The sequence below is a fragment of the Azohydromonas aeria genome (assembly GCF_009760915.1).
Lineage (GTDB): Bacteria > Pseudomonadota > Gammaproteobacteria > Burkholderiales > Burkholderiaceae_C > Azohydromonas > Azohydromonas aeria.
Window position 1 is genome coordinate 1 of the sequence record NZ_VIDQ01000179.1, and the last position, 1,989, is coordinate 1,989.

The 1,989-nt window shown below is 72.4% G+C and carries 1 protein-coding gene; it reads left to right on the forward strand.

Annotated features, from left to right (window positions below):
• Positions 1-1,989, forward strand: a 1,989-nt coding sequence (ppk1, locus tag FJ694_RS36305; protein WP_310735079.1) for a polyphosphate kinase 1, incomplete at both ends; no start/stop codon positions are given.

The window sequence follows — 1,989 nt, forward strand, 5'->3', positions numbered from 1 at the left end:
CTGGCGCAGGCGCGGCGCGACGACGTGCCGCTGCTGGAGCGGCTGCGCTACGTCACGATCGTGTCGTCGAACCTCGACGAGTTCTTCGAGGTGCGCTTTGCCGACGTGATGGAAGCGGCCCGGCTGCCCGGCACGGCCGTGACCGCCGGCGAGGTGCAGGCCGTGGCGGCCGAGGCGCGCGCGCTGGTGGACGAGCAGTACGCCGTCTTCAACGACGAGGTCATGCCGGCGCTGGAAGCCGAAGGGCTGCTGGTGCTGCAGCACAGCAAGCGCAATGCGGCGCAGCGGCGCTGGGTGGCGGAGTTCTTCGAGCAACAGGTGCGGCCGCTGCTGGTGCCCGTGGGGCTGGACCCGGCGCACCCGTTCCCGACGGTGGCCAACAAGACGCTGAACTTCATCGTGCAGCTCGGCGGGCGCGACGCCTTCGGGCGCGAGAACGCCATTGCCATCGTCAAGGTGCCGCGCGTGCTGCCGCGTGTGATCCGGCTGCCCGACGCGCTGGCCGAGGGGCGGCAGGCCTTCGTGCTGCTGTCGAGCGTGATCCGCGCGCACCTCAACGAGCTCTTCCCGGGGCGCCAGGTGCTGGCGTTCTCGCAGTTTCGCGTCACGCGCGACTCGGACCTGGAGGTGGACGAGGACGACGCCACGAACCTGCGCCAGGCGCTGCGCAGCGGGCTGTCCACGCGGCACTTCGGGCAGGCGGTGCGGCTGGAGGTGGTGCAGAGCTGCTCGCAGGCGCTGGTGCAGTTCCTGCTGCAGCAGTTCCAGCTGCCGGCCTGGGCGCTGTACCGCGTCAACGGGCCGGTGAACCTGGTGCGCCTCAACGAGCTCATCGACCTGGCCGACGCGCGGGGCTTGCGCTTTGCGCCCTGGGAGCCGGCCTGGCCGGCGAGCCTGCCGCGGGGGTCGTCCATCTTCGAGCGGCTGCAGCAGGGCGAGCTGCTGCTGCACCACCCCTTCGAGAGCTTCGAGCCGGTGGTGCAGTTCCTGCGCGAGGCGGTGGCCGACCCGCAGGTGCTGGCCATCAAGCAGACGATCTACCGCACCGGCACGGAGTCGGTGCTCATGGAGCAGCTCATCGAGGCCGCGCGCCGGGGCAAGGAAGTGACGGTGGTCGTCGAGCTCAAGGCGCGCTTTGACGAGGAGGCCAACATCAACTGGGCCGAGCGGCTCGAAGCCGTGGGCGCGCAGGTGGTCTACGGCATCGTGGGCCTGAAGACCCATGCCAAGCTGCTGCTGGTGACGCGCCGGGAAGCCCGGCCCGGGCAGCACGCACGCGCCGGCCACGCCACGCTGCGCCGCTACGTGCACCTCTCGACGGGCAACTACAACGCGCGCACGGCGCGGCTCTACACCGACCTGGGCTGCATGAGCGCCGACCCGGCGCTGGCCGCCGACGCCGACGCGGTGTTCCAGCAGCTCACCGGCCAGGTCGAGCTCGGCCGGCTGCAGCGGCTGCTGGCGGCACCCTTTGCGCTGCAGTCGGCCCTGCTGGCGCACCTGGAGCAGGTGGCGCAGGCCGCGCGCGACGGCCGGGCGGCGCGCGTGGTGGTCAAGTGCAACGCGCTCACCGACCCGCTGCTCATCGACGCGCTGGTGCTCGCGGGCCAGGCCGGCGCGCGCATCGACCTCGTCATCCGCGGCGCGTGCATGCTGCCGCCGGGGCTGCCCGGCGTCACGGACAACATCCGGGTGCGCTCGGTGGTGGGGCGCTTCCTGGAGCACACGCGCGTCTTCTACTTCCGCTGGGGCGAGGCCGACACGGACGAGGCGCTGTACCTGAGCAGCGCCGACTGGATGAGCCGCAACATGCTGCGCCGCGTGGAGGTGGCCTGGCCGGTGGACGAGCCGGCGCAGCGCCAGCGCGTCATCGACGAGTGCCTGGTGCCCTACCTGCACGACGCGCGCGATGCCTGGGCGCTGCAGGGCGACGGCAGCTGGCGCAGCCTGGCCGTGGCCGGCGGCGCGGGCGCGCAGCCGGCGCTGATG